We start from the raw sequence: 24,180 nt of genomic DNA on the forward strand, positions 1-24,180 counted from the left end.
ATCTCAGACGTAAAAAAAGCACCGGAGACTTGCTCCGGTGCTTTTCTAAATCCGATCATTTCCAGGATTTCCTCAGCGCACACCCAGCAATTGGTCCATGCGCACAGAAGGCTGATCACAGCCCGCCTCGCCGACGATTCGCGCGGGCACCCCTGCCACGGTCTTGCACGGTGGCACTTCCTCCAGCACGACCGAGCCCGCCGCGATCCGACTGCAATGGCCCACCTTGATATTGCCCAGCACCTTGGCGCCAGCCCCGATCAGCACGCCATCGGCAATCTTGGGATGACGGTCTTCCTCTTCCTTGCCGGTACCGCCAAGCGTCACGGAATGCAGCATTGAGACATTGTCGCCCACGACAGCCGTCTCGCCGATGACGATGCTGTGCGCGTGGTCAATCATGATGCCCTTTCCGATCTTGGCGGCAGGATGGATGTCTACGCCAAACGCCTCGGAAACGCGCATCTGAAAAAACCGCGCCATATCCCGGCGACCCTCGCGCCAAAGCAGATTCGAAATGCGGTGGGCCTGAATGGCCTGAAACCCCTTGAAGAAGAGCAGCGGCAGGATAAACCGATCGCAAGCCGGATCGCGGTCAAACACCGCGACGATATCTGCCCGTGCGGCGGTGCCGATATCGGGATCCTGGCGATAAGCCCAGTCGCAGATCTCGCGCAGGATCTGTTCGGGCATTTCGTTCGAGGCCAGCTTCATCGATGTTCGATAGGCAAGGGCAGATTCAAGCGTCTTGTGATGAAGGATGCTTGAATGAACCATCCCACCCATCAAAGGCTCGTCCCGAATGGCGTCCTCCGCTTCGGTGGTGATCTGGTGCCATACCGGATCGCATTTTGTCAGCTGTGCGTGCGACTTGCCCATGGCCAAAGCTCCTTTTGTGCGGCGCCTTTATAGCACATAGATGACCCCGGCGAAAAGCAAAGGCGTGATGGGCGCCATCACGGTCAACGGTTGCCAGCGCCGCTACGCTATCTTGAAACGCGGCGCGGCCGGAAATTATTCCAACCGCGCCATGTGCTTTCTACCTTGGCGCCTCAGTTTTCAACGGTCACTCGGGCAAAGACGCCCGGTCCGAACTTGGCGGATATCTGAGCGACCTCGACGTCAAAAGATCCGCTGATCCCGTCCAGCGCCTTGACAGCTGCGCCATAAGTCCACCAAGGCACAGAGATGATCTCCTCCCTCAGTACCGCATCGTCTTGAACAATGCGCAGCAGATAGGCTTCGCTCTCTTCACCCAGAGGGACTTCGGGTGTGTCCCATCTGTCCCCATCAATGCGCGTGCGGCGGATCCAGTTGATAGATGTTTGACCATCAGTACCTGTCACCGCGCGCAGGTGGGCAGGGCTGTATGGGCGTAACCCGATGCCCTCGAAGGCAAGCACCGCGTGCTGATAGGATGGGTCATCGACCGCGCGCCCGGCCGGCCCGATACGATAGTTCTGGGCGCGCCGCCGAAGCGCATCCGGCAAATCCAGCTGCCCTGGTATGCCATTCATCAACACCAGATAGCTGCCCACCGGCCATCCGGACGCGGCTGCACCTTCGGTGCCCAGCTGGCCTCTCAGGCGATGACTCAGGAAGTAGGTATCACTATCGATCAGTGCCGCATCCCGGAATTGCATCATCTCCCATCCGTCCGTCGTGCCGTCGCCAACGGCGCAAAGATTGGCACCGGACAGCAGTGCATCATTGTCAACGCTCTCCAGAGAGCCCGTGATGAGACGTACCGTGACGCCATCAGCCCGATCAATCAGGCCGGAGGTGCCGGGCGCGAGCGCAGTCTCCAAGACGCCAATAGTGGATCGTGCCTCGATCAGGCGGTTAAGTTGATAATTGGAATCGCTGCCCGAAGAGTAGAGGGCGGCTGATCCCGGCCATGGCCGGGCCGTGACCGCAAGATGCGGTGCGCTTGGCTCTTCCTGCCCCGTCATCAGCGGCAAATCCAAAAACAATGGCAAGACCGGCACGGGCGGCACAAAGGGGCGAACCGCAGGCGGCGTCTCCTCAATATCAATCGGCCTGTAGCTTTCAGGCTCGATCCGAACGCCATCGATCCTTTGTGCATTCCCCATCTGCTCGACCCGGTCGATCCGGAAGAGCCCCCTGCCTCCTGCCTCGCTCAGTCCGATCACATCACCCGCTCCAAGTGACAGGAGCGACGGCGGCAGAACGAGGCGTACCGTGTCGATGGAGATCCGCGCCTCGGACAGCCAGCGTTCGGTCACGGCGCGCCCTTCCGAGCGGGTCATGGCCAGCGGGATTTCCGAGGTCGACACAGCATGCGTCGCGTCATCAGGCAGCACCGCCTCTTCGGCGACGACGTCAAAGTCGCTATCTGCCTCGACAAACCGCAAACGCACACGCCCTGCAATCTCAGCCGCACCCCCGCGCGTTTCCTCCAAGCGCGCACCACTCTCCTCGTCGCGCACCAGATGGTCCATCCCGATCTGGGCATCTGCGAGCCCGTCGCGCATCCGAAAAAACAGCGTGCCGTCCCGCTCTATCGCGTCAAAGCCATAGCGCAGCATGAGGGGTTGCAACGCGGACCTAGCCTCGCTCACCTGATCGACGGAATACCCGCTGACATAACCGAAAAGCTGCGAGGTATCGACATGCCTCAAGCCCGCACGCGCCGTGATTTCCTGCACGATCGACGCCAGCGATCGTGCAGCCGTGCGCCCGGTCAGCCAATGTCCCCGCGCGTAGTTTTGACCATCGTCCCATAAGATCCGGTTGTTCGGAAAGAATGGAAACGGTCTCGCATCCCACGCCCAGACATAGGCCCGGTCGATGTCGATCATCTGGCCGTCATATTGCGGCGAAATCGGATTATGCGCCGGATCTGTCCAGTAGCTGCGCATCGCGCGCAGATATTGGCGCTGGATCAGGTCATCACGTTGACCGTTAGAGAACTTCGGCAAGGCCGACTCCGAGGATTTCGCATCGACGAACTTGTTTGGCTCGTTCGTGCCCTTGTCGATTGCCGCGCAGCCAATCTCGGTAAATCGGATGGGCTTCGATTTCGGAATCCATGGACTGGGCTCTTCGGCTCGCACACCGGCCACGCGATCATGGTGGGCGTTTTGCCACCAGTTCCGGATATCCTTGTAGCGCCAGACCCATGGCTCGCCATAGGTCTCATCGGTAATGGCCGTGCGAATTTGCGCCGCAGTCGCCTCGGGAGAGTGGTAGTACCAATCGTAGCCCTCGCCACCCTCAATATTGGCCTTGAGATAATCGAGATTATAGATTGAACCCCAGTCCGCATCCGCATGATCCTGTCCCTCACGCCAGTCCGAAAGGGGCATGTAATTGTCGATCCCGATGAAATCGATATTCGCATCCGCCCAGAGCGGATCCAGATGAAAGTAGCGGTCACCGCTTCCATCCTGCGGCTGATAGCCGAAATATTCCGACCAATCGGCCGCATAACCAATCTTGACGTCCGGCCCCAGCAAGGCACGTACCTCGGCCGCCAGATCAATCAGGGCTTCGACTGCTGGAAAACTTCCATTCGCTCCGCGCAGTTGAGTCAGCCCGCGCATCTCCGAACCGATACAGAAGCTTTCGACGCCGCCCGCCTTGGCACAAAGCGCTGCGTTATGCAGCACGAAGCGGCGATAGCTCCACTCGGCGGGACCCGTATAAGATATCGGACTGTAGACGACGGGCTTGGACAAGGCGACCAGGTCGAAATACTCGTTCTCCCGCGATCCGCTGATAGGGGCAGGCCCCGGGGGGATGGTTGGAGTCAGGCTGAAGTCAGACGCGCGTGCCGTACCGAAGAACGCTGCGATTTCCGCCTCAGCTGCCGAAGTCTTATCCGGGCTCCCGGGCTGTCCAGGAGCCTTGGACGATGTAATGCGCCCGCGCCACGGCAGTGCTGGTTGGCCCTCGTCACCGTCGTAGGGATTGGGCAGAGTGTTCCCAGCGACCTGATCCATCAGGATGAACGGATAGAACATCACGTCCTGACCCGCCCGTTTCAGCGCTTTGATTGCCTCGAGAACACTGCGATCATCCGGCGTGCCGCCGTAGATTGGATTGCCGTCGCCGGTTTGAGGCAGCAGAGGCGCCGTCTGCCGCGTCAGTCCAGCGACCGCCCAAGGCATGTTGCGCGCGTCATACCGCTTCTGCTCGACTTTGGGCTGAAGGCGGCAAGAGCCGCAACGCAGATCATCCCCGAACCAGCTCACGATCAGTGAGGTGCTACGACACTCAGGCAGCTCACCGGTGAGCGCCTCCAAGGAAGTTGCGAAATCGGACTTTCCCGACGGGGTGTTTACGTTGGCCAAAGCCGAAGAGCCGACTCCGTAGTTCATTGTGACCGGTGACGTGGCCAGCGTGTACTCGCCGCTGCCCGGCAGCAGCGCGACCCCGCGCACCCCGCGCACCGGATCCAGTTCGGAGCCTTCTTCGCTGGCTTGTGAGGGGCGTGTGACCTCGAAAGTAAATTGCGGCACCCGATTGCCGAACTGACCCAGCTCCAGGTCCTCGATCACCACATAAGCGGTGCCGCGATAGGCTGGCACCGTACCAGCGCCCTCGACCGCCTCGATCTTGGGGTCGGGCAGTTGATCGCGCCTGCCGGTATAGATCCGCATCACGATGGAATTACGCGTAAGTTCGCTGCCGTCCGCCCAGATCCGGCCGACATTGCTGATCTCGCCCTCGCAAAGGGCCAGCGCAATGCTGACCGAATAGCTGTATTGGCGAACCTTGGGCGCGCTGGGCGCACCCTTTCCGCCGCTGCTGCTGGTCACGTTTACTGTCTCGCGGAACTCCGTGGCCCAGATCACCTGTCCGGCGACGCGCATCCGGCCATAGACTTGCGCAATCGCGTCGCCTTCGCCTGATCCGGTCAGCCGCAGTCGACTGGCGCGCCCCGTCTCGACGACGTCAGATCCCTGGCCCAGCAATCGCTGATCAATCGAGCGGCCGATGACACCCCCGGCAAAGCGTCCCACTGCCGCCATCGAGAGGCCCAGTACGGTGCCTCCCATAGATCCGCCAATGGCCGCCCCGGCGGCTGAAAGTAGAATGGTCGCCATCAGAGTTGCTCCTCAGGAAATGTGAAACGCGCTACGATACGGCGTCGCCATGGCAGGCTCAGAGGGCTCTCGACTACTGCGTGCCCCGAAAAGGCGTGAATAAAAGATGCTTGCGCTCCGATACGCCCTGCAATGCCCAGATGCTTGGCCACGGCCCCATCGCGCATCCGGAAAAGCAGCACGTCTCCGGGTGCTTCGTCACCGGTGCGCTTGGGATGCAGATGGCGGTGCGCCGCCTGCCACAGCGCCTCGATGCGCGCAGCTTCGGACCAGTCCATCGAATAGGCCGGCGGCGTCTCGGGCTCGCCGCCCAGCACCTCGCGCCAGACACCCCGCAACAACCCAAGGCAGTCCGTGCCAGCCCCTTTGCAGGATGCCTGGTGCAGGTACGGCGTGCCGATCCAGCTGCGTGCGGCGGCGACGATTGCGTTTGGCGTTCCGCTCTTCATCGTCTGCTTCCTCCGTCCAAGCTACTCGATCGCGACGGATCGCTGATTGACCAATCGTCACCCGGGATGTCGGGAAAGCCCTGAAAATTGTAGAAGTTCTGAAACTTCAGGCGGCAGGTTACGGCTCGTTTGTCGCACCCCGCCTCCAGCCGCAGCATGTCAGCCGTCGCTACAGAAGCGCGCAACGGATGCCACAGTTCAATCACGCGCCGGTCCGCTTCAACGACATCGCGCTTGATGAGCCCTTGCAGATTTTTTGCTGCGCCTTCGTTTACGGTGAGGCGCCCATGCTGAAACCAACCCTCATCGAATCCGCCAAATAGCTCAAAGCGAAAGATGCGCCGATCAATGATCTCAACTGCGGCCCGCTCGCTGGTGTATCCTGACGCGCTCATATCAAATGCACAGGCCCGATCGCCCAGAACGGCCGAGCAGGGCTTTTGATAGACACGCCCCATCGGCCGATTCAGCGCCTCGGTCAGACCTCGCAACTCGGCCTCGAATGCGCCGCCGGATCGCCGCAGCTCGCCGATCGTGCCGCGAAACTGCAGCTGCCGCTGGCGCACATCCTGCCAATTGACCAGCCAGGCGCGGATTTCCGCACCGTCATAGCGACCCGCCTCGATATCCTCTTCGCGGATCGATGCATCGCTCAGCGCACCCAGCGCCTCTGTATTATCGACCGAAAGGCCGGTTGTCTGCTGAATGGCAAGCGCGCTTAGCCCGGTATCTGCGCGGAACGTCAGCCCATCAAAGAATAAAGACCCGTCATGGTCGGTAAACCCCAGAACCACGCCATCCTTGCGCGTCAACGCCCAAGCTCGGCAGGTAGTGGTGATACCGCTGCGCAGATGGGCGTCCAGCTCGGCGTTCATCCTGTTCATACCCGTATCTCCACCACTGGCACGTTCGGAGCATCCCCAGCCTGGAAACTCGCAACGCTCACCATGATCCGGTCGGTATCAAAGCGGACTGGCACATCGAATTCGAACCCGGCGGTCACCGTGTCACCTGCGTTGGGCGGATGCATGAAGGTCACGATACCGGTCGTGTAGTCGACGCTGTAATGCACGCTTTCCTGCTGCTCATCCCCGCCTAGGCCAATCCGCACTGAGCCGCGCACAGGTTTCTTAATCGGGCGGGCATATTCATGCTCGCCCGATCGGTAGGTTTTCAGCAGCTGAAAGGCCGGGGTCACGTCATCGCCGATGGCGATCACCTGATCATCATATGCAGGCTCCATTTGCGCACCACCAGACTTGTAATCGGCCCAATCCTTCCACCGAAATCCGTGGATCTGACCGCGGCGCGCTTCGAAAAACGCGATCAGCGTCTCGATATCGTCGAGGCCCCGCATCGCGATGCCTGCGTCGTACCGGCGGCGCGAATGCTGCCAAGGCGTGTTGCGCTCTTCAAACCCGTTGGCCAGCGTCACGACATCCGTCATGCGCTCGGGCCCCCCGATCGAGCCAAAGCTCAGATTGGCCGGAAACCTTACCTCGTGAAAACCCATCATTCTGCTCCCTTACCGATTGCGCTGACCGCGCCCGATGGCACGGCTCAGCTGTGCCGCGATCTGGCCCTGGCTGCGGCGAAAGCCTTCCGAATCGGGCGTCGAGATGTTCATCACCACGTTCACCGCTGCGCCGCTTCCGCCGCCGCGCACACCCAGCTTGCCGTCCGGCCCGCGCGCCAGCGGCATGATCGCCTCGGGCCCAGCCTCACCCATAAGGCCGGTACCGCCCCGCATGGGGAAGGTTACCGGCCCGCTGACGATGCCGCCTGTCGCAAAGGGCTGCACGCGCCCTTGGGCAAAGCTCCCGCCCTTCTCGAATGGCATGAGGCCACCAAGGATATTGCCGACACCGCTCGACAGCAGGCCACCCACGTGGTCGCTCACCGGCTTGACCGCCGCGTTGAACGCCGTGTTGATCATCGAGGTTGCCAGCGTGCGTAGCGACGCCGACAGGCTGTCGCCATCCACCACCGCGCCCTTGATCGCCCGGCTCAACCCTCTGCTGATCCCGCGGTCCAGAGTGGCCACATCCTGCCCCGTCCACTCGAACGTGCCGCGCACGCGCGCCAGTTCTGCGTTGAAGGCGGCCGCCATGTCCGTTGCGGCGCCCAGCGAGCCGTCCAGCGCCTCGATCTGCGCGTCCAGTTCGCCAAAATCTTCTCTTTCATCCATCGTCATTCGCTCCTCGCGTATCGGGATAGGCCTGCATCAGGGCGTCCAGCCCCCTGCGTCCCAGTGGCGCCGCCCCCCGCACCTCGCCCAGCATCACGCGCAGCTCGGCTGGGGTCAGAGCCCAGAACTCGGCGGGCTTCAGGCCAAGGCCGCGCAAGCCCGCCTGCATCAGCCCCGGCCAGTCAAAGCTGCTCATCGGTCCTCGGGAAGCGTAAACGCCCGCGCCAGCAACTCTGCCGCCGCGCGGGCCGCCGCCAACGGCCCGCCCGTGATATCGGCGGACACAAGGTCCCGCGCATCCCCCTGCCAGCCCCCACCGCGCAGGCCCGCAATGATCAGCGCCAGCACGTCGTGCGTTGAAAACGCACCCGCCTCGAACCGCTCGACCAGATCGACCAGAGATCCCGCCGACAGCCCCGCTTCCAGCTCGGCCAGCGCCCCCAAAGTCAGCTTCAGCACGCGCCGCTCGCCGTCGATGACCAGTGCCACCTCACCTGCCCAAGGGTTCGCCATCTCAGATCGCCGTAAAGATCAGGCGGCCCGCCGAGGCCAGCGACAGCTCGTAGGTCGCCTCGCCGTCATGCGTTCCCGAGTATTCGATCGAGGTCACTTGGAAGGGCCCCTCCACGATCCCGAAATCAGGGATGACCACTTGGAAATCGGGCGTCTCGCCGTCAAAGAAGATCTGCCGCGTCCGCTCGTCCGAATCCGCGTCCCGGAAAATACCCGACCCGCTGATCGCCGCCGATTTGACGCCCGCACCCGATAGTAGCTCGCGCCACCCGCCCGCGCTTTCAAGGCTCGTTACATCCACGCTCTCGGCGTTGAAGCTGATGCGCGTCGCACGCAGCCCCGCCACCGATTCAAAGTTGCCGTCGCCGGTCAGGTCGACCTTGATCAAAAGGTCCTTGCCGTTTTGAACTGCCATGTGTTTCGTCTCCGATTGAATAAAGTGTTTCGCCTAAAACTTGAGGTACGCAATTAAGGCGAAACCCGCGCTACGTCGTAGAGTGCGCGCGTTTCGCGAAATGCCGTGACCCAGGTTTTCGCGAAACGTGTTGGTTAAGCCGCGTCCGAAACGCGGGCGCGAAAAGTCAGGTCGATGCGCCGTAGCGCGCCATCGCGCCGCGCCCGAGCCCGGTAGAAGTGCAGCCCTGCGAGATGACCGCGATCGAGGCCCAACTCGGCATCGGTCAACGCATCGCCCACCGCCGCAGCCACCGTCTTGGCCGAGGCAAAGCCTGCAGCGTCGCTGATCACCGACACGGTAAAGCGGTGCCATGCGCCGCTGGATGTCGCGTCCGACCTGTCGCGCACATCCTCGGGGCCCAGCGTCACATAAAGGGGCGGCAACGTGCCCGCCGGGGGTGCGTCATAGATCGCACCTCCAACCAGCGCCGACAGATCCGCGTTACCGATGAGTTGCCCATATACCGCCGTCTGGAGCGCGGCCGATCCGCCATAGCTCATACTGCCACCTCCTCGGTCGCGTAGCAGGTCAGATAGCGGCCCATCGGGTCCCGCTCCGTCACTGCCGTGATGTTGAAAACGCGGCTGCCACTGCGCAGCCGCTGCTCGGGCTTTGGGCGCGAGGGCGCACCATAGGGCGCCGCTCTGACCGTGATTTTGTATCCCGTGCTCGATATCTGGGCCTCACCATCCACGGTCTGGCGGCCGGTACGCGCCGCGATATCGGCCCAGATCTCGCCGACCTGCCGCCATGTCTCGGCATATCCGCCCGCCCCGTCCGGCGCGCGCGCGGGTGCCTCCAGCACGAGGCGGCGGTTCAAATTGACCTCGGCCATCAGACAGCACCCCCGCCCAGCAGACGCACCGTCCGATAGCGCTCGATCAGGCTGGTCACCCCAAAGGGCATGCACCCGCCACCCAGCGCCATATCGGCGCGATATTCGTAGTAATGTGCGGCCAACAGCAGCACAGCCTGACCCAGATCCGCCGGCAGATCACCCCATGTGGGGCCAAAGCCTGCGCGGAACCGTACGACCACAGCCCCGCCCGAAGGCACCGGAGGCAGCACCGTGCCCAGCGGCACAAGGCGCGGGCGATGCGTGTCTCTCTCCAGCCGGTAATGCGCGGGGTCGGCGGCCTCTTCGCTGCCGGACATATGGCGCAGCACGATCTCTTCGATCGCCTTCACTGGCGCCACAGGCAAGGCCTGGCCATAGCCGGTGCGCCATGCCATCAGCTCCCACGAGAAAACCCGCTCGATCAAAACCTTGCCCGTGCGCGCCTCGATGGACGCGATGGCCGCCCTGAGGAAGCTTTGCAGAACCGCGTCCTGAATATCCTCATCGGCAAAGCCGGTGCCCAGCCGCAGATGCGCCTTGAACTGCTCTATCGGCAGGGCGGCCTCCGGCACGGCGGTTTCTTCTATCAACATCATGGAACAACTCCGATAGTGCCGGATCCCTCCGGTGGTTCAGGCGCGCGCCACCCAGCGTTGCTCGGACGGAGGGGAGCAGCTGGACAACGCATCTTGATGGGCAGCGCGCGCCCCGGACGGGGGCAGTTTCCCCCGCCCGATCCGCGCCTGTCTTACGAGGTCGCGAATTTCAGCAGCTTGATCGCCGCGTAGTCGCTGACATCGCCGCCCACACGCTTGGTCGCGTAGAAAAGGACATGCGGCTTGGCGCTGAACGGGTCGCGCAGCACGCGCAGGTCCGGGCGCTCGGCAACGGTATAGCCCGCGCCAAAGTCACCGAAGGCGACAGACATTGACCCCGATGCCATGTCCGGCATGTCCTCGGCAATCAGTACGCGGTAGCCCAGAAGGCGCGCAGGCTCGCCCGCCGCCAGACCGTCCGACCAAAGGAAGCGGCCGTCGGCGTCTTTCATCTTGCGCAGCGTGCCCGCGGTCTTGGAGTTCATGACGAAGCTCGCATTGGCGCGGTATTCTGCGCCCAGCGCATAGACCAGATCGATCACTGCATCCGCGTCGCCAAACTCGCCATCCGCACCCGTCGGCACGTAGCCAAGGTTGCCCCAGGTCCAGACGTCATTGTCGACGCTCGGCTTGGTCAGGAAGCCTGTGGGCTTGTCCACACCGTTGCCCATGACGAACGCCGCCGCCTCGGCGCGGGCGAACTTGTCGGCGATGCGGCCCGCAAGCCATCCTTCGATATCGAAGGCGCTATCGTCCAGCAACCGCTGCGACGCTTTGGGCAGCGCGCTCAGCTCGTGCAGCGGGATGGTGATGCGGTCGATACCGGGTGTCACCGTCTCGGTCACACCGGCGGTCTCGGTGGCCCAGCCATGGCCGACATCGCCATGATCGATCAGCACGTCAAAGCTGGTCGCTTCCACGGCGACGACATTTGCAATCGCACGGATAGATGCCGTCGCGCTCAGCGTCGATTTGATGGCGCTCGCGGTCTGCGGATCCACCAGATAGCCGCCATCGCCAGCAATCGTCGTTCCCAGCGCCTTGCCTTCCAACTCGAGACCGCGCAGCCCGTCATCATCGCCCGAACGCAGATAGGCATTGAACGCCTTCTGGTGCGGGGCAGGGCCGTCATTGCCGCCCGCCAGAACAGGGCGCGCGGGCACAAAGGATTTACGTTCCATCATGGTCATTTTCTCTTCTTGTTGTTGCAGTCGCTCTTCGATGTCGGACTGAAAGCCCTTCAACTCGTTCACGAAGCCCGCCACGGCGGACTTCACCTCGGTCACCGGCGCATGCCCTTGCGGCACACCTTTCCCGGCACCGGAAATCCCGGTTTCATTCATCACGTGATCCTTTTGTTTTCCGCTCGTCTCGGCGCTAGATGCGCGCCAATTCCCGGCGCGCGTCCTCAAAGACCGCCGCCAACTCGCACAGATCGCCATCCAGGGTATCGCCCTTGGCCCCGATCCGCGCACTGGGAAGCATGGGGAATGTCACCAAAGACACCTCCCACAGCTCCAGTTCCTGCAAAAGCCGCTGGCCCTTGTCATTCTTGCTGGCCCGCACCGTGCGGTAGCCGATGCTCAGCCCGTCGATCGCACCCGCGCCGATCAGTGCGGCGGCCTCGCGGCCACGTCCGACAGCCTCCAGCAGACGACCTTTGACATAAAGGCCACGCGCATCCTCGCGAACCTCATCCCAGATCCCGATGGGCTGCGCCGGGTCGTGTTGCCACAGCATCTTGACCTGACGCCGTTCGGCCCCGAGGCGCGCCAGCGACTTGGCATAAGCGCCCTGCACCACCACATCGCCGCCTTGATCCATGTCGCCAAAGTAGCTGGCATATCCCTCGATGTGAGCGCCATCCTTGACGGTCAGATCGGCATCGAATTGCGCAAACTTGCGCTCCAGCCCCGTATCGTTTTCCATAATCCTTATCCTCCAAAGATCCTCAGGGTAGCGCCACCAGCAGCGGCTGCAGCGCCTGCGCCACGATCGCCCCGGCGATCCCGTACACCGCCAGCCAAAGCCTTCGCTCCAGCCGCTCCATCGCCTCTTCCAGCTTCTTCTGGCGATCCGCGATGGCCTGAAACTTCAGCACAGCGACCCGTTCGTTCGCCTCCAGCCGCAGCGCGGGCGCACAGTCGAACGCCTCAAAGCCGTAGCGTTCAGGCCTGCGCTCCTCATCCATCCGCGCCTCCCGGCTCGGGCAGGGCTGGCAGACCCAGCAAGGCGCGCTTCTCGGCGTCCGTTAGGAAATCAGCACCCGCCACGCGCGCCCATTGCGCATCGCGCTCGGCCGCCAGCGCGGGCACCTGGTCCAGATCCGGCTTCAGCTCCAGCGTGCTGCCGTCGAACCCGCTCAGCCAGTCCGACAGGCTCGCCGCGACACGGCTGGCCAACGGCAAAACCGTCAGGCGAAAGAACGCGCGATTGGCCTCCTGATAGTTGGAATAGGTCGCATCCCCCGGTACCCCCAGCAGCATGGGCGGCACACCAAACGCCAGCGCGATCTCGCGCGCTGCGCTCTCCTTGGTCTTCTGGAATTCCATGTCCGAAGGCTAGAATCCCATCGGCTTCCAGTCGAGCCCCCCTTCCAGCAGCATCGGCCGCCCCGCATTGCGCGCACCCTGATGATGGCTCTCCATCTCGTCCACCAGGCGCTGATACTGATCGTTGCTCAGCGCGCCTTGCCCTTCAGCGCCGCGATAGACGATCGCCCCCGAGGGACGTGCCGCATTGTCGAGGAGGGCCTTGGACCAGCGCGAGGCCGAGTTATGCACGTCCACTGCCTGCGCCGCCGCTTGCATCGGCGACAGGCCATAGTGATCGTCTTGCGGATGAAAGCTTTTGATATGACAGACGGCAGGATGGCCTTGGCTCACATCAAACCGATGCTTGCGTCCCGCCACCGCATATTCATACGCCACCGGCCAGCCATCATTGCCCGGCACCACGCTCATCCGGTCCGAGCGCAGCACATGCAGCTCGACCGGCGCACCCTCCGCATCGCCAACCGCCTCGACATAGGCGTTTCCGGTCAGCAGCAGCTGACCATATAGCGCCTCCAGGAGCTCGGCACGTCCCTGCGCGGGATTGGGGCTGCGCATCAGCGACAGCATCGGGTGCACCGCATAGCGCTGCTCCGCATCCTGCAGCACGAGGGGCAGCGACGCCGCCGCCTCCGCGATCATTTTGACACAGCGAAAGCCGACGGGGTTGGCGGCAAAGCCCTGACGCGTCAGCGTACCGGTGTCCCGCGCGCTCCAGGCCACGCGGTTCGATCCATGCCAAGCCGCAACGCGGCCCGCCGCGCTTGCCTTGGCTTCGGGCGCGCCGGACGCCTGTTGCGCCGCGCCTTGCCTAAAGAAGTCCATGATCATCTGCCGCTTCTCCTTGATCTGTTCCACCGCGCCAGAAGCGCGTTGACCTCGATACCGTCCAAAGGCGCCGTGGCCTTTCATCCGCTGTTGAAGGCATCATTGTCTTAAAGGTTTAAGAAAACTGAACGAGACCGTGCGCTACGCTGCTCCGGTCGGCGAAGACCTTTCAAACACTGGCGTCGCGTCCAGTGCGCCGATACGCTCGGCCCAAAGGAGTCTTGACTCATGCGATCCGAATCCCTGCAAACATTCCTGAACGCGGCTCAAGCCGCCTTTTCCAGTCGCGTAGAGGATCCAAGAGGAGCGGCCTCTATCGCCCGCATCTTCAGCGCTCTCGACACGCCCGGCACGCCGTCCGAAAAGCCCGGCACGCGCCTTCCGGCCTGCAAGTATCTGGACGAGGCTACGCATTCTGAAAACGTCTCTGATCCAGCGCTAAAGACCCTCTTACAGGCCTTCAATGATCTGGAATTATCGCTCACATGGCGCCCCCGCAGCGGTGACTGCACCAATGCCAGCGAGAATTTTGCCGAAAATCACGCCAACGCGATCATCGTCGGACCTGGCGGGGTCGAGCGGCGCAGCGATGTGTGGCTCGGCGTGTCACTGGTTGCGCCGAATATCCGCTACCCGGACCACGACCATCCTCCGGAAGAGACATATCTCGTCCTCAGCCCAGGAGATTTCATGCAGGGAGAGGGAAATTGGTGCACGCCGGGAATCGGAGGCACGCTCTACAATCCGCCGGGTATCTTGCATGCCATGCGGTCCGGCGCGGCGCCACTCTTCGCCTTTTGGGCTCTGTGGGCCGCGCCGCATGGCGGTTAAACGTCACACCACCCGCACCCGCGGATGGCGCCATTTCGCAGCCGGCTCGATCATCAATTCGTGCAAGGCCCAGACCAGCGCATCGACGCGGTCGGGGCTACCCTTGCCGTCATAGCCTTGCACTGTCATGGCGCACATCTGATCTTCCAGCGCCCCGAGGCCGCGCAAATGATGCACGCGCCTCTGCTCGTAGAGCGCCGCGATCGGCTCGGCCCGCGCGACCTTGCCGCGTGATGCGTGAACTGCTCTGATCGGCACCATAGGGTCGATTTGCCGGATAACTTCGGATACCATCTCACCCCCTTGGTTGACCTCCGCGACCAGCCGCTCGGCACCCCAGCTCTGCATCGCGCGCACCGCTGCCGCCGCCCAGGCGGCAGGGCTTGCCGCTGTCACGCTCTCGTCGGCCAGAACATAAGCGCGCCAGTCCTGAACCGGCCCGCGCGTCACAGCGCCGACCACGACAATTCCGCACTCATCCGCCTTGGGGCCACCTGTAACGGGTGGATCGACCGCCACGACGATCCTGTCCATCTCGGGCGCAAGCTCCACCCGCAGCGCCTCGAGCGCCGAGGTCGTCCACAGCGCCCCTTCGGCATCCTCCATCAGGATACCATCGAGTTCCTGCCGCCCCAGACGTGTGCCCGCATAGCGCGTGCGCACCTCCTCGAGGAAGCTTTCGGCCAGAAACGCCTTGTTCGCCTCGGTCGGCGCACTGGTCACGACGGTCGAGGTCGCCTTCAGAAGATCTTTCAGCACCCCCACATTGCGCGGCGTCGTCGTCACGCATACGCGGGGCCGCTCGCCCAGCCGCAACGCGAATTGCAGCATGTCCCACGTCTCCTGCGCCTTCTTCCACTTGGCCATCTCGTCGACCCAGGCGCCATCGAATTGCGGCCCGCGCAAACCCTCGGGCTCATGCGCGGAAAACACCTGCGCAATGGCGCCGTTCGGCCAGACCAGCCGCGCCTTGGTCGCCTGCCATTCGGGCCGCCGGTCAGGCGGCGAGCAGGCCATTATCCCGCTCTCGCCAAAGACCATGACGTCCCGAACCTGCGCCACAGTCTCGCCAATGAGAGCCAGTCGCCGGCACTGTCCGGCATCCAGCGGGGCCGAACCTTCGACCATGCTGCGCACCCACTCGGCCCCGGCGCGGGTTTTACCCGCACCGCGACCGCCCATGATGACCCAGGACCGCCAGTCGCCCTCGGGGGGCAGCTGATGATCCATTGCCCAGAACTCGAACAGATAGGGCAGCGCCAGCAGCTCGCCCTCGCTCAGCTCATCTAGGAAAGCGTCGCGGACATCCGGCCCTTCTGAGGCGATCCAGGCGGCACCCGATCGAATCCCGTGCGGCGTCCATGTCGAGGGCGTATCCATTGACGATCCCTTGCTCTTTCTTTTTGCGTTGCTCAAGTTGTGTCTCCGCTTCGATTGCCAGTTTCAGCCATTGCCGGATGTCGCCCAGAATGCGGCTGCGGTTCTTGATATCTTCAAAGTCTTCCGCCCGGACCCTATCTGACAGTGCCTCCAGATCCTCACACATGCCGCGCAACTGGCGCTCCAATGTGGTGACAGTCGCGCTCAGGGCCGATTGGCCCTCTTCGGGTGTTATCAAACTCATTCGTGATCACTGCCTCATGCGATTGCGTTGCTTGCCCCACCGCCCGCGCAAAATGAAAAAGCGACCGCCGGGGAGTTACCCCCGGGGCCGCTTGCACACTTCTTCCAGCATGTCACAACCTATACGCGAGACCGTGCGCTGAGTCAAATGAAATCGGGCGGTAGGACATCCCTAACCGCCCGATATATTTACGTTTGGTTTACGTCCGGGGATGGCGCGACCCACCCCTTGGACCGCCCATTCAAGCGTTCACATCAACCACGATCCGGCCCTTGACCTGGCCCTTGAGGATGTCGCGCCCTAGACCCGGCAGGTCGCTGAGCGTCGCGGGCTGCACCATTTCTTCCAGCTTCTCCATCGGCAGATCGGATGCGATGCGCTTCCAAGCCTCCACCCGGCGCGCATAGGGCTGCATCACCGAGTCGATCCCCAAAAGGTTCACGCCTCGCAGGATGAACGGCGTGATCATCGCCCCTTCAATCTGCGCCCCGCCGGCCAGACCGATGGCCGCCACAGACGAGCCATATTTCATCTGCTTGAGCACGCGGCCCAGCATCGCACCCGCGACCGCATCGATGCATCCGGCCCATTGTTCGGCCTCCAGCGGCTTTTTGGTGACCTCGCTCAGATCTTCGCGCGGCACGATCTGAGTCGCCCCCAGATCCTTCAGGTACTTGCCTGTCTCGGGCCGTCCCGTCACAGCGGCCACCTTGTAGCCCAGCTTGGCCAGGATCGCGACGGCCACGCTGCCGACGCCGCCCGCAGCACCTGTCACCAAAACAGGCCCTTTGCCAGGTGTCAGACCCGCATCCTCCAGCGCCATGACCGCCAGCATCGCGGTAAATCCCGCCGTGCCCACGGCCATCGCCTGCCGGGCGTCCAGTCCTTCGGGCAGCGGCACCAGCCAATCGGCTTTTACGCGCGCCTTCTGGGAATAGCCGCCCCAATGGGCCTCGCCCACACGCCAGCCGGTGAGCACGACATTGTCACCGGGCTTGTAGCGATCATCGTCCGACGCTTCGACCGTGCCGGCAAAGTCGATCCCCGGCACATGCGGATAATTCCGCACAAGGCCGCCGCCCGGCCCGATGCAGAGCCCGTCCTTGTAATTGACGGTCGAATACTCGACCGCCACTGTCACCTCGCCATGCGGCAAATCGGTTTCGGAGATTTTGGTGACGGCGGCGCTGGTCTTGCCGGTCTCCTCGTCCTTCGTCACGAGCAACGCGTTGAATGTCATCTCAAGTCTCCTTATCAGGGTCTGATCGGGTCTTGGCCCGAAGTTACTGTTTCGCCCGGCGCCCACGCCATCTTGGGGTCCATCGGATATATGGGCCGCGCGACTTTCTTGAAATCGAAGAGCCCCAGGTTCGAGCTGGTAATGCCCGCACTGGCGCATTCCACCATCGCGCGCGACAGCGGCTCAAAGACCGGGCGGCAATACATCCGCGATTTGAGAATAAGGTAACGCGCGGCGGCAGGATCAACACCCGCGCAGGTGAACACGCCCAGATCCCACGGCTCGTGCGGGCGCTCGGTCACCAGCACCGTGGCGCCCTTCACCTCCAGCACGGCGGCCCGTCCCATATCGCAGATCTGTCCGGTATAGATCGGCCCGCTGACGACATAGCGCCCTTGACCGATGAACGAGACGGTCCCGCTCAGCGTCAGAGGCGCATTGGGCGGAAACCCGGGCAGCGGCACCTTGTTTCCCAACTCTACCGTGACCTCGGCACCCGCCCCGGCGCGCGTCATCTGCGCCACGACATCCGGATCGCAAATCGGCCCGGCAACAATGCCCGTCATGTCAGCCACCAGCGACGCCCGTAGCACATCGATGGTATCGCAGGTACCGCCCGACATGCAGTTGTCACCATGATCCAGCAGCAGAACAGGTCCGTCTCCGGGGCCATCCGCGGCCTGCCGCGCCCGGGCCAGCGACGCATCCAGAGGCTCTTCGAGATAGACGAATCCTTCGCGGCCGCGCCACGCAGCTTCGGCCAGGTCTTGCGCCACTTCCTGTGCCATTGCAGCGGTATCTGCGACGGTCACCACCGACACCCCCGCATCCGCGATATCCGAAAGGGGAAACCCGCCAAAGATCGTCACCGCATGCACACCGTCCTGCGTCTCGGCCACGCGGGCAGCGGCGATGAGATCGGTCATGATGCCCGGCACCTCGGTGTTCATCTTGAGGGTCTGCGCCAGAATAGGAGGATGCACCATCGCCATCGCGGGTCGCGGCCCACCGGTCAGGATGGCATCCATCATGCGCACCACATGCGCGCCCGTCTCGCGCATGTCGATATGCGGATAGGTCTTGAAGCCGGCAAGACAGTCACAGGCTCCGACCAGCCGCTCAGTGACGTTGCCATGCAGGTCCAGCGCGACGCCAATCGGCACATCAGGCACGACGTCGCGCAGTCGCGCCAGCAGCTCGCCTTCGCAGTCGTCAATCCCCTCGGCCACCATCGCGCCATGTAGATCCAGCAAGATGGCATCGCACCCGGCCTTCGCCGCCTCGATGATCGGTGCGGCCAGCGCCTCGAACACGTCGCGCGCGGCAGGCCCGCTGGGATTGGCCGTCGCGCAGAGTGGCGTGACTAACTCGGCGTTTTTCTCCCGAGCATAGTCGATGAACGCGCCAAACGCCGTCGCCGAGCCCTTGCCGAAGGCCAGTGCCTCATCCTCATGCAGCGGGCCGAAATCCTCCAGCGGTGTCGGCACAGGTGAAAACGTGTTCGTCTCGTGATTGAAGCGGGCCGCGATAATGCGCATCAGTCTCTCCTTCAGGTCGCGTCGGGCATGGCAGGCCGTTTCGGGCGTGCCAGCAGGGTGATGCCGATCGACAGAACGATCAAGCCCAGCGCGACGATCTTTTGCCAGCTCAGCGGCTCACCCAGCAGCAAGACCGCCGAGATGACGCCCACCGTTGGCGCGGTCAGGATCGAAATAGCTGCAACAGCCGCCGGCAAGCGGCGCAAAAGAACGCTCCACAGGAAATAACAGGTGACCATCGGCCCCGCGACGTGAAAGGCGAAAACCAGCCATGTGGCGGCGCTGGGCCATGGCACAGTCCCAGCCGGCTCCAGCCACAGGGCCAGCGGCCAAGCCAGCGCGGTGGAGACGGCAAAAAACCAGAAAGTCAGCGCCAAGGGCGTCAGCGACCACGCGCGCGCCTGCACCAGAACATTGCCGATGGACCACGATAGCGCCGCCGCCAGCATCAAGAGCGCCCCGGCAGGTGCGGCCACCAGCGCCGTGAAATCCACCGATGCCAGCACGGCAAGTCCCGCCATCCCGATCAGCACCGCCGCGATATGCCGCGCACTCAAATGCTGCTTGAGGAAAATCGCGGCCAGCACCGCCGTCATCGCGGGCATCGTGTAGGCGATGATCGCCGCACGTGATGCCTCGGTCAGGGTTTGGCCCAGCGCCGTCGTGATGTTGAACCCGAACACGACGAAAAGGCCCGCCACCGCAATCGCGCCCGCCTCCTTCGGCGCAGGCTTCAACCGCTGACCCAGCGCCTTGACGATGCAGAAAAGCACGATCGTGCCGCCGGTAAATCCCCCTGCTCGCAAGGTAAAGGGCGGCAGTTCGCGCAGCATGAACTTGACCGCAGGCCAGTTCAGCCCCCACAGGATGCCGACCAGCGCCACCATGGCCAAGGTAAAGGGCGTCAGTCGCTGCTCCACTGCGAAACTCCTGATCGGGCCGCATGAGCCAGAGCGCCCGCCACCACGCGAGCGACCGTTCCACAACTCGGCCCCGGTTGCCATCACAAATCCGCCGGGCATATTCCACCGTGACTTTGCGCGCCAAACTGGCATAGACCATCGGCACGAACCCAATCGGGCAGGCAAGACAGGAACAGACCGTTGCGCACCATTTTCGTCACCGGAACCGCCGGGTTCATCGGCTACCACCTTGCCAAGCACCTTCTCGACGAAGGGTTTCGCGTCGTCGGCTATGATGGCATGACCGATTACTACGATGTCGCGCTCAAGCATCGCCGCCACCAGATGCTGCTGCAAACGCCCGGCTTTACCGCACATGAGGGCATGCTAGAGGATATGAATCTGCTCCAGCGCTGCGTGGCTGAGGCCGCGCCCGATGCCATCGTCCACCTCGCCGGACAGGCCGGTGTGCGCTATAGTCTTGAAAACCCGCGCAGCTATATCTCGGCCAATATCGAGGGCACATTCAATTTGATGGAATGCGCGCGCGAGCTTTCCCCGGCGCATCTTCTGATGGCCTCCACGTCGTCCGTATACGGTGCCAATACCGATATGCCCTTCAATGAGGTGCAGCGCGCCGAGATGCCGCTGACGCTCTACGCCGCGACCAAGCGCGCGAACGAGCATATGGCCCATTCCTACGCCCATCTGTGGAAGATCCCGACGACGATGTTCCGCTTTTTCACGGTCTACGGTCCGTGGGGCCGCCCCGACCTCGCGCTCTACAAATTCGTGCGCGCCGCGCTCGATGGCGAGGCGATCGACGTCTACAATCATGGCCGCATGGCTCGCGACTTTACCTATGTCGGCGATCTGGTGCGCGGCATCCGCCTTCTGATCGAAACACCCCCGGTACAGCCGGATAGCCCCGAGGATATCGTGCCGGGTGACAGCCTCAGCGCCGCCGCGCCATACCGGGTCGTCAATATCGGCAATGGCGAGAGGGTCGAGCTGATGGACTTCATAGCCGCCATCGAGGCCAAGCTGGGCTTCGAGATGAAGAAGAACATGATGGAGATGCAAAAAGGCGATGTTCCCGGCACATGGGCCGACTCTTCCTTGCTTGAATCGCTGACCGGATACCGGCCGAACACGCCCGTGGCCGAAGGGATCAGCGAGTTCATCGACTGGTATCGCGCCTACCACAAACCTGCGTGAGCGCAGCGCGGCCAGCCTCGACAACCTGCCGGATTTGCGGCACTCCCTGAGGGCCATGAACAGTGATTATCCCCTCACCCGTGACCTCGTTCTGATCGGCGGCGGCCACGCCCACGCCCTCGTGCTGCGCAAATGGGGCATGAACCCTCTGCCGGGCGCGCGCCTGACCTTGATCGATCCGAACCCCAAAGCGCCCTATACCGGCATGTTGCCCGGCTATATCGCCGGGCATTACCCGCGCGATGCGCTGGATATCGACCTTGGCCGCCTCGCGCGCTTTGCCGGGGCGCGGCTGATCGTCGGGCGCGCCTGCGGAATCGATCGCGCCGCGCGCCGGGTGCAGGTGACTGGCAGACCGGACGTTGCCTATGATGTGCTCTCCGTCGACATCGGCATCACGTCTGCGCCTGTCACACTGCCCGGTTTCGATGCGCATGGCATCGCGGCCAAGCCGCTTGGCCCCTTCGCGGATCGCTGGCAGCAGTTCGTCTCGAATGTCGCATCAGGCACTCAACCCCCCGATTGCGCTGTTCTGGGCGGCGGCGTCGCGGGGGTTGAGCTGGCCCTGGCCATGCACCATCGCCTGTCGCAGATATCCTCTGATGTTCGGCTGCACGTCATCGACATCGGCACGGCCCTTACCGGTGTTGCCAGCCGCACGGCCCGTGTTCTGCGCGCTCAGATGGCCGCGCGGCGCATTGCCTTGGTTGAGAATGTCGAAGTCAGCGAAGTCACCGCCGACAGTGTCTTGCTGGCGAACGGCACCGCACTGCCCTCTGCCCTGTCGGTCGCTGCCGTCGGTGCGCGCCCGTGGCCTTGGCTGGCCGAAACGGGCCTGCATCTGACTGACGGTTTCATCACGGTCGATGCGCACCTTCGCAGCACCACGGACCCGGCCATCTTCGCCGCCGGAGACTGCGCCCATCTGGCCCACGCAGCGCGCCCCAAGGCCGGGGTCTATGCCGTGCGCGCCGCGCCTGTCCTGCATGATAACCTGCGCGCCGCTGCGATGGGATCGTCCCAGTACCGCAGTTTCGAGCCGCAAAAGCAGTATCTCAAGCTGGTGTCGCTGGGTAAGAAAGCTGCTGTCGCGGATCGCGGCAGCTTTGGTCTGCACCTGCCGGGCCTCTGGCAGTGGAAGGACCATATCGACCAGAAATTCATGCAGAAGTTCCGCGATCTGCCCGCCATGGCCACCGCTCCGCTTCCGTCTGAAATGGCCGAGGGCGCGGCAGAGGAAATGACGGATCACCCGATGATCTGCGGGGGCTGCGGGGCCAAGGTCGGCTTTGAGGCCCTGGAAACGGCCCTTGCGAACGCGCGCACCGGCCTGCGTGATGACGTGCTGATCCGCCCCGGCGATGACGCGGGGGCGCTGCGTATCGGCGGGCAGACCCAAGTGCTCACCACCGACCACTTGCGCGCCTTCACGGCGGACCCCTACCTCATGGCGCGCATCGCCGCCATTCACGCGCTGGGCGATGTCTGGGCCATGGGCGCGGCGCCTCAGGCTGCGCTCGTCAACCTCGTCCTGCCCCGGATGAGCGGCCCGCTTCAGGCCCGCACCCTGTCCGAGATCATGGAAGCCACTCACGCCATCATGGCCGAGGCGGGTGCCGAGGTGATCGGCGGCCACACCACACAAGGGGCCGAACTGACCATCGGCTACACAGTGACCGGACTGATGGAAGAAAGCCGCGTGCCTATCGGCATCGGCGGTGCGCAACCGGGTGACCGCCTCATCCTGCTTGGCGCGCTAGGCACCGGCGTCATCCTTGCTGCCGACATGGTCGGGGCCGCCGATGGCGATGTGGTGCGAGATGCGCTGGGCCACATGGCGACCAGTCCCCAAGACGCCGTGCAGTGTCTGATGCAGGCCCATGCGTTGACCGACGTGACCGGCTTCGGCCTTGCCGGACATCTCTTGGCGCTCTGCCGGGCCAGCGGCTGCGGCGCGCAGATCGATCCGGCCACCATACCGCTATTGAAGGGGGCGCAGGCGCTTTTTCGGGCGGGACACAGATCGTCCCTACATCCTACAAACAGAGCCTATGCAGGCCCGTTCATCCATGGTCTCGGGGATGGTCCCGCCAGTGAAATCCTCTTCGATCCGCAAACTGCCGGAGGCTTTCTGGCTGCGCTGGCGCCGGATGAAGCACATACCGCTCTCAGCCAGCTTCACAGCATGGGCGCACTCGCAACGGATATCGGATTCATCACGGATTCGCCCCCTGGCATCACGCTTGGCCAGTAGCGGCGGCCTCGATCGCGGCGATGATATCTGGTAGCGCACTCTGCAAAGCGTCATCGTTCAGCGCCGCTAAATCCACCCTATGCGGCGGCGCCATGTCATGCCGCGCGCGGGCCCGCTCATACCCGGGATCATAATGCTGGCGGATCAAATCCTCGGCGAGCGCGGTAAACTCCTGCGCCGCGACCATGCTCTGCCAATGATCCACCGCCTCATGCCCGCGCAGCGGGCGCAGCAGATCAAGGCTGGCACTCAACTCATCCGGCTTGTCGGTCATGTCCCCATAGGCCTCGGCCAGATATCGGGCCCGCTCGGCCACCGGGGCAGTGACACGCACGGCAGGCGCCGTCTTCATCGCTGTCCAGAGGCTGGGCGGCACGATACGCGTGCCCACCTTGTGCGATTCCGCCTCGATCACCACAGGCCTTCCGGGATCGAGCGCCGCAATTTTCTGCGCCAGCCGCCCTTCAAACAGCTTTTGCGGCGGCTGCCCGCCGTCCCGTGCACCCAAGGCAGAGCCGCGATGATTGGCCAGTCCTTCAAGGTCGATCACCTGAACGCCTTTCGCCTCCAATAGCTCCAGCAGTCGCGTCTTGGCTGTGCCCGTATTGCCGTCGAGCAGCACGGGCCGAAGAGCCAGCGGCGCATCATAGAGCATCTGCACCACCAGCCGCCGATAGGCGCGATATCCCCCGTACAGCAGGCGCACCCGCCACCCGATCTGCTCGAGGATCGAAGCGAAAGAGCCGGATCTCTGCCCTCCGCGCCAGCAATAGACCAACGGCTGCCAGCTACCATCATGCACTGACAGCGGCCCCTCCAGATGCGCCGCGACATTGCGTGCAACCATCGCCGCCCCGACGCGCCGAGCCTTGAAGCGATCCTCCTGAACGTAGATCGTGCCCACCTCGGCGCGTTCGGCATCATTCAGGCTGGGCAGGTTGATTGCACCCGGCAGGTGGTCCTCGGCAAATTCGGCAGGCGAGCGCGCGTCGATAAGCGTATCGCAGGGCAGTTCGGCCAGTTGGCCGATATGGGTCAATGTCAGCTTCATGGCCCTGGCCTACTGCGGATCTGCGGCGC

Annotated in this window: 24 protein-coding genes and 1 pseudogene; 3 read left to right on the forward strand and 22 right to left on the reverse strand. The window is 63.4% G+C overall.

The annotated features are described in order from the left end of the window. Positions 1 to 72: 72 nt before the first annotated feature. The 16 genes and pseudogenes from cysE to ACEWPM_RS11805 form a co-directional block, all read right to left on the reverse strand. Positions 73 to 879 (reverse strand): serine O-acetyltransferase, encoded by an 807-nt coding sequence (gene cysE / locus ACEWPM_RS11730; protein WP_393962270.1) that lies wholly within the window; start codon positions 877 to 879, stop codon positions 73 to 75. 173 nt (positions 880 to 1,052) lie between these two features. Beyond that, positions 1,053 to 5,072, reverse strand: coding sequence for a baseplate multidomain protein megatron (locus ACEWPM_RS11735; protein WP_393962269.1), 4,020 nt, complete (start codon positions 5,070 to 5,072; stop codon positions 1,053 to 1,055). Next, a complete protein-coding gene (locus ACEWPM_RS11740; RefSeq protein WP_393962268.1) occupies positions 5,072 to 5,521 on the reverse strand; it encodes a C40 family peptidase in 450 nt (149 codons plus the stop codon). The genes ACEWPM_RS11735 and ACEWPM_RS11740 overlap by 1 nt, the downstream gene beginning before the upstream one ends. Next, positions 5,518 to 6,405: a DUF2163 domain-containing protein gene (locus tag ACEWPM_RS11745; RefSeq protein ID WP_393962267.1), complete on the reverse strand. Its 888-nt coding sequence runs from the start codon at positions 6,403 to 6,405 to the stop codon at positions 5,518 to 5,520. The genes ACEWPM_RS11740 and ACEWPM_RS11745 overlap by 4 nt, the downstream gene beginning before the upstream one ends. Next, positions 6,402 to 7,034: a phage distal tail protein, Rcc01695 family gene (locus ACEWPM_RS11750; protein WP_393962435.1), complete on the reverse strand. Its 633-nt coding sequence runs from the start codon at positions 7,032 to 7,034 to the stop codon at positions 6,402 to 6,404. The genes ACEWPM_RS11745 and ACEWPM_RS11750 overlap by 4 nt, the downstream gene beginning before the upstream one ends. A gap of 12 nt (positions 7,035 to 7,046) precedes the next feature. After that, positions 7,047 to 7,709 carry a phage tail tape measure protein gene (locus ACEWPM_RS11755; RefSeq protein WP_393962266.1) on the reverse strand — a complete coding sequence of 221 codons (663 nt, stop codon included), beginning with the start codon at positions 7,707 to 7,709 and terminating at the stop codon, positions 7,047 to 7,049. Continuing rightward, positions 7,702 to 7,905, reverse strand: coding sequence for a rcc01693 family protein (locus ACEWPM_RS11760; RefSeq protein WP_393962265.1), 204 nt, complete (start codon positions 7,903 to 7,905; stop codon positions 7,702 to 7,704). Before ACEWPM_RS11760 ends, ACEWPM_RS11755 begins: the two co-directional genes overlap by 8 nt. Beyond that, entirely contained in the window at positions 7,902 to 8,222 is a 321-nt protein-coding gene (locus tag ACEWPM_RS11765) for a gene transfer agent family protein (RefSeq protein ID WP_393962264.1), read from the reverse strand. The genes ACEWPM_RS11760 and ACEWPM_RS11765 overlap by 4 nt, the downstream gene beginning before the upstream one ends. 1 nt (position 8,223) lies before the next feature. Then, positions 8,224 to 8,637 (reverse strand): phage major tail protein, TP901-1 family, encoded by a 414-nt coding sequence (locus ACEWPM_RS11770; RefSeq protein ID WP_393962263.1) that lies wholly within the window; start codon positions 8,635 to 8,637, stop codon positions 8,224 to 8,226. Positions 8,638 to 8,771: 134 nt separating this feature from the next. Next, a complete protein-coding gene (locus ACEWPM_RS11775; protein WP_393962262.1) occupies positions 8,772 to 9,179 on the reverse strand; it encodes a DUF3168 domain-containing protein in 408 nt (135 codons plus the stop codon). Continuing rightward, positions 9,176 to 9,514 carry a head-tail adaptor protein gene (locus ACEWPM_RS11780; protein ID WP_393962261.1) on the reverse strand — a complete coding sequence of 113 codons (339 nt, stop codon included), beginning with the start codon at positions 9,512 to 9,514 and terminating at the stop codon, positions 9,176 to 9,178. The genes ACEWPM_RS11775 and ACEWPM_RS11780 overlap by 4 nt, the downstream gene beginning before the upstream one ends. Next, the gene (locus ACEWPM_RS11785; RefSeq protein WP_393962260.1) at positions 9,514 to 10,113 is read right to left on the reverse strand and encodes a head-tail connector protein; all 600 of its coding nucleotides are present in this window, start codon (positions 10,111 to 10,113) and stop codon (positions 9,514 to 9,516) included. The genes ACEWPM_RS11780 and ACEWPM_RS11785 overlap by 1 nt, the downstream gene beginning before the upstream one ends. Before the next feature lie 152 nt (positions 10,114 to 10,265). Then, a complete protein-coding gene (locus ACEWPM_RS11790; protein ID WP_393962259.1) occupies positions 10,266 to 11,456 on the reverse strand; it encodes a phage major capsid protein in 1,191 nt (396 codons plus the stop codon). 34 nt (positions 11,457 to 11,490) lie between these two features. Next, positions 11,491 to 12,042, reverse strand: a complete 552-nt coding sequence (locus ACEWPM_RS11795; protein WP_393962258.1) for an HK97 family phage prohead protease — start codon at positions 12,040 to 12,042, stop codon at positions 11,491 to 11,493. 22 nt (positions 12,043 to 12,064) lie between these two features. Next, the gene (locus ACEWPM_RS11800; RefSeq protein WP_393962257.1) at positions 12,065 to 12,304 is read right to left on the reverse strand and encodes a GTA head formation protein, RCAP_rcc01685 family; all 240 of its coding nucleotides are present in this window, start codon (positions 12,302 to 12,304) and stop codon (positions 12,065 to 12,067) included. Next, positions 12,297 to 13,496 (reverse strand): annotated as a pseudogene (locus tag ACEWPM_RS11805) (phage portal protein). Before ACEWPM_RS11805 ends, ACEWPM_RS11800 begins: the two are co-directional and overlap by 8 nt. Before the next feature lie 225 nt (positions 13,497 to 13,721). On the opposite strand from ACEWPM_RS11805, the gene ACEWPM_RS11810 reads away from it, so the two are divergent. Further along, positions 13,722 to 14,324 carry a dimethylsulfonioproprionate lyase family protein gene (locus ACEWPM_RS11810; protein WP_393962256.1) on the forward strand — a complete coding sequence of 201 codons (603 nt, stop codon included), beginning with the start codon at positions 13,722 to 13,724 and terminating at the stop codon, positions 14,322 to 14,324. 3 nt (positions 14,325 to 14,327) lie between these two features. Here the strand turns inward: ACEWPM_RS11810 and ACEWPM_RS11815 are convergent, their stop codons facing one another. The 5 genes from ACEWPM_RS11815 to ACEWPM_RS11835 all read right to left on the reverse strand — a co-directional run bounded on the left by ACEWPM_RS11815 (position 14,328) and on the right by ACEWPM_RS11835 (position 19,646). Further along, positions 14,328 to 15,704 (reverse strand): DNA-packaging protein, encoded by a 1,377-nt coding sequence (locus ACEWPM_RS11815; protein WP_393962255.1) that lies wholly within the window; start codon positions 15,702 to 15,704, stop codon positions 14,328 to 14,330. Further along, on the reverse strand, positions 15,607 to 15,948 hold the full coding sequence (locus ACEWPM_RS11820; protein ID WP_393962254.1) for a hypothetical protein: 342 nt from the start codon (positions 15,946 to 15,948) through the stop codon (positions 15,607 to 15,609). Before ACEWPM_RS11820 ends, ACEWPM_RS11815 begins: the two co-directional genes overlap by 98 nt. Before the next feature lie 241 nt (positions 15,949 to 16,189). Beyond that, positions 16,190 to 17,188: an acryloyl-CoA reductase gene (gene acuI, locus ACEWPM_RS11825; RefSeq protein WP_393962253.1), complete on the reverse strand. Its 999-nt coding sequence runs from the start codon at positions 17,186 to 17,188 to the stop codon at positions 16,190 to 16,192. Positions 17,189 to 17,202: 14 nt separating this feature from the next. Next, positions 17,203 to 18,726 carry a M81 family metallopeptidase gene (locus ACEWPM_RS11830; protein WP_393962252.1) on the reverse strand — a complete coding sequence of 508 codons (1,524 nt, stop codon included), beginning with the start codon at positions 18,724 to 18,726 and terminating at the stop codon, positions 17,203 to 17,205. Between the two features lie 11 nt (positions 18,727 to 18,737). Continuing rightward, a complete protein-coding gene (locus ACEWPM_RS11835) occupies positions 18,738 to 19,646 on the reverse strand; it encodes a DMT family transporter (RefSeq protein ID WP_393962251.1) in 909 nt (302 codons plus the stop codon). A gap of 183 nt (positions 19,647 to 19,829) precedes the next feature. Between ACEWPM_RS11835 and ACEWPM_RS11840 the strand changes: the two genes are divergently transcribed. After that, positions 19,830 to 20,846 (forward strand): NAD-dependent epimerase/dehydratase family protein, encoded by a 1,017-nt coding sequence (locus tag ACEWPM_RS11840; protein WP_393962250.1) that lies wholly within the window; start codon positions 19,830 to 19,832, stop codon positions 20,844 to 20,846. Between the two features lie 55 nt (positions 20,847 to 20,901). Further along, the gene (gene selD / locus ACEWPM_RS11845; RefSeq protein ID WP_393962249.1) at positions 20,902 to 23,100 is read left to right on the forward strand and encodes a selenide, water dikinase SelD; all 2,199 of its coding nucleotides are present in this window, start codon (positions 20,902 to 20,904) and stop codon (positions 23,098 to 23,100) included. On the opposite strand, the gene mnmH is transcribed toward selD, so the two are convergent. Beyond that, a complete protein-coding gene (mnmH, locus tag ACEWPM_RS11850) occupies positions 23,084 to 24,151 on the reverse strand; it encodes a tRNA 2-selenouridine(34) synthase MnmH (protein WP_393962248.1) in 1,068 nt (355 codons plus the stop codon). The genes selD and mnmH overlap by 17 nt on opposite strands. Positions 24,152 to 24,180: the final 29 nt, after the last annotated feature.

This window comes from Roseovarius maritimus, assembly GCF_043355895.2.
In the GTDB taxonomy this organism is placed as follows: domain Bacteria; phylum Pseudomonadota; class Alphaproteobacteria; order Rhodobacterales; family Rhodobacteraceae; genus Roseovarius; species Roseovarius maritimus.

Excerpts from the sequence above, each read along its gene's own strand:
- cysE (WP_393962270.1), bottom strand. The coding sequence starts at position 879 with ATGGGCAAGTCGCACGCACAGCTGACAAAATGCGATCCGGTATGGCAC.
- ACEWPM_RS11735 (WP_393962269.1), bottom strand. The coding sequence starts at position 5,072 with ATGGCGACCATTCTACTTTCAGCCGCCGGGGCGGCCATTGGCGGATCT.
- ACEWPM_RS11740 (WP_393962268.1), bottom strand. The coding sequence starts at position 5,521 with ATGAAGAGCGGAACGCCAAACGCAATCGTCGCCGCCGCACGCAGCTGG.
- ACEWPM_RS11745 (WP_393962267.1), bottom strand. The coding sequence starts at position 6,405 with ATGAACAGGATGAACGCCGAGCTGGACGCCCATCTGCGCAGCGGTATC.
- ACEWPM_RS11750 (WP_393962435.1), bottom strand. The coding sequence starts at position 7,034 with ATGGGTTTTCACGAGGTAAGGTTTCCGGCCAATCTGAGCTTTGGCTCG.
- ACEWPM_RS11755 (WP_393962266.1), bottom strand. The coding sequence starts at position 7,709 with ATGGATGAAAGAGAAGATTTTGGCGAACTGGACGCGCAGATCGAGGCG.
- ACEWPM_RS11760 (WP_393962265.1), bottom strand. The coding sequence starts at position 7,905 with ATGAGCAGCTTTGACTGGCCGGGGCTGATGCAGGCGGGCTTGCGCGGC.
- ACEWPM_RS11765 (WP_393962264.1), bottom strand. The coding sequence starts at position 8,222 with ATGGCGAACCCTTGGGCAGGTGAGGTGGCACTGGTCATCGACGGCGAG.
- ACEWPM_RS11770 (WP_393962263.1), bottom strand. The coding sequence starts at position 8,637 with ATGGCAGTTCAAAACGGCAAGGACCTTTTGATCAAGGTCGACCTGACC.
- ACEWPM_RS11775 (WP_393962262.1), bottom strand. The coding sequence starts at position 9,179 with ATGAGCTATGGCGGATCGGCCGCGCTCCAGACGGCGGTATATGGGCAA.
- ACEWPM_RS11780 (WP_393962261.1), bottom strand. The coding sequence starts at position 9,514 with ATGGCCGAGGTCAATTTGAACCGCCGCCTCGTGCTGGAGGCACCCGCG.
- ACEWPM_RS11785 (WP_393962260.1), bottom strand. The coding sequence starts at position 10,113 with ATGATGTTGATAGAAGAAACCGCCGTGCCGGAGGCCGCCCTGCCGATA.
- ACEWPM_RS11790 (WP_393962259.1), bottom strand. The coding sequence starts at position 11,456 with ATGAATGAAACCGGGATTTCCGGTGCCGGGAAAGGTGTGCCGCAAGGG.
- ACEWPM_RS11795 (WP_393962258.1), bottom strand. The coding sequence starts at position 12,042 with ATGGAAAACGATACGGGGCTGGAGCGCAAGTTTGCGCAATTCGATGCC.
- ACEWPM_RS11800 (WP_393962257.1), bottom strand. The coding sequence starts at position 12,304 with ATGGATGAGGAGCGCAGGCCTGAACGCTACGGCTTTGAGGCGTTCGAC.
- ACEWPM_RS11810 (WP_393962256.1), top strand. The coding sequence starts at position 13,722 with ATGCGATCCGAATCCCTGCAAACATTCCTGAACGCGGCTCAAGCCGCC.
- ACEWPM_RS11815 (WP_393962255.1), bottom strand. The coding sequence starts at position 15,704 with ATGGATACGCCCTCGACATGGACGCCGCACGGGATTCGATCGGGTGCC.
- ACEWPM_RS11820 (WP_393962254.1), bottom strand. The coding sequence starts at position 15,948 with ATGAGTTTGATAACACCCGAAGAGGGCCAATCGGCCCTGAGCGCGACT.
- acuI (WP_393962253.1), bottom strand. The coding sequence starts at position 17,188 with ATGACATTCAACGCGTTGCTCGTGACGAAGGACGAGGAGACCGGCAAG.
- ACEWPM_RS11830 (WP_393962252.1), bottom strand. The coding sequence starts at position 18,726 with ATGCGCATTATCGCGGCCCGCTTCAATCACGAGACGAACACGTTTTCA.
- selD (WP_393962249.1), top strand. The coding sequence starts at position 20,902 with ATGAACAGTGATTATCCCCTCACCCGTGACCTCGTTCTGATCGGCGGC.
- mnmH (WP_393962248.1), bottom strand. The coding sequence starts at position 24,151 with ATGAAGCTGACATTGACCCATATCGGCCAACTGGCCGAACTGCCCTGC.